This window comes from Moraxella cuniculi DSM 21768, assembly GCF_900156515.1.
In the GTDB taxonomy this organism is placed as follows: domain Bacteria; phylum Pseudomonadota; class Gammaproteobacteria; order Pseudomonadales; family Moraxellaceae; genus Moraxella; species Moraxella cuniculi.
In genome coordinates this window covers 1-1790 of record NZ_FTNU01000041.1, presented here as the reverse complement: position 1 = coordinate 1790, position 1790 = coordinate 1, and the positions used below count along the sequence as shown (strand labels likewise).

Annotated in this window: 1 protein-coding gene; it reads left to right on the top strand. The window is 43.6% G+C overall.

Going from position 1 to position 1790, the window contains the following annotated elements; all coding sequences use genetic code 11:
* Positions 1 to 23: 23 nt before the first annotated feature.
* Positions 24 to 1790: type VI secretion system Vgr family protein (locus BW928_RS11165; RefSeq protein WP_076556276.1), on the top strand; the 1767-nt coding region annotated here is incomplete at its 3' end.

Genomic DNA, 1790 nt, shown 5'->3' with positions numbered 1-1790 from the left:
CCACCCACAAGGAAGCTCTCCCCATGTCTCGCACTATCCAAATCCACAGTCAATTTGGTGATGCATTGCTTTTTAAAGAGCTTCATGGGGTAGAAGGCATCTCTTCACTGTATCAGTATGACTTACTACTAAGTAGCAAAGATGCTAATCTTGACATTAAAAGTGCCATTGGCAGTCAGCTTTGTGTTTGCATCCAAACCAAAGAAGGCGAACGGCACTTACAAGGTGTTGTTACAGACTTTGGTTATGATAGACCCGATGTGGATGAGCAGGGCTATCATATATACAGTTGCACACTTCGCCCCAATCTTTGGCATTTAACCCAAACTCAAAACAGCCGTGTTTTTGTAGAAAAAACAGTCATTGAAATTGCTACCACAATCCTATCAGAATCCGGTATTGAGTTTGACAACAAATGCCAAAACCAATACCGCATTTATGGGCAAAGCACCCAATACCACGAAAGCAATTTTGATTACTTAAGTCGTTTGTTTGAGCAAGAAGGTATTTATTACTACTTCACTCAAACCAAAGATAAAAACATCTTGGTCTTAAGTGACCAAAACAGTCAGCAAGACCCTATCATGGGCAACAGTCATCTGATCTATCATGCTGATGTTTTTGCAGGAGCTCCCGATCAAGCCTATTTAGATACCTGGCAGCACAAACAGCACCTAAATACCACACATGTCAGCTTGGGTGATTATAACTATCAAACCAAAAAATCCCACCTGATCACAGACACGCCCACTCATGGACTCTCTGCCCAAAGCACAGAACGCTTTGAGCCTTATGCACAGTTTAAAAGCTTGGGCGAGGCCAATCATTATAAGCAAATTCATAAAGAACACTATCAAGCCCTAACCGAAGAAGTCATTGCTACAGGCAATGTCTTAACCTTATGTGCAGGACATCACTTTACCCTGCAAAGACACCCTCATCAAAAAGCCAATATTGAGTATTTAATTACCGAGGTAGGCTTTGCCTTAAAAGAAGCTGGTTATACCACAGGCGATGAATCAGGCAGTTACCGTACCAGCTTAAAAGCCATTCCTTTTAGTTTGCAATACCGCCCCAAAAAACAAACCCCAAAACCCCAAGTGGTGGGCACCCAAGCTGCCATCATTACAGGCCCTGCTGGCGAAGAGGTCTACACCAATGAATATGGCGACATCAAACTACAATTTCATTGGGACAGATATGGACCCATGAATGAAAAAAGCTCAGCATGGATACGGGTCATACAAGCCTCTGCAGGGGTGAACTTCGGTTCTATCAATGTCCCTAGGATTGGTGAAGAAGTCTTGGTTGACTTCATCAATGGTGATGCTGACCGTCCTGTGGTGGTGGGTCGCCTATACAATGTGCAAAACCCACCTCCTTGGGGCTATCCAGCTGCTGCCAAAAAATCAGGCATCAAAAGCAAAAGCTTTAACTCACCCTTAGAAAACTTCAATGAGTTCATGTTCGATGATACAGAGGGGGCTGAGCTTGTCAATTTCCAAGCCCAAAAAGACTTAACTTCTCTCATCAAAAACGATGAAACAAGACACATCAAAAACAATCGAACAACGACAGTGGATGTGGATGAGACGGTGACTGTTCATGGTAAAAGAACAGAAACCGTGGACAAAGACGAAACCATCACCATTCATCAAAACCGTACTGAAACTGTTGATAAGGATGAGACCATCACCATCCATCAAAACCGCAAAGAGCGAGTGGACTTGGATGAAACCATCAGCATTGGTGGCAATCGCACGGAGACGGTGGAGGGGGATGAGAAGATT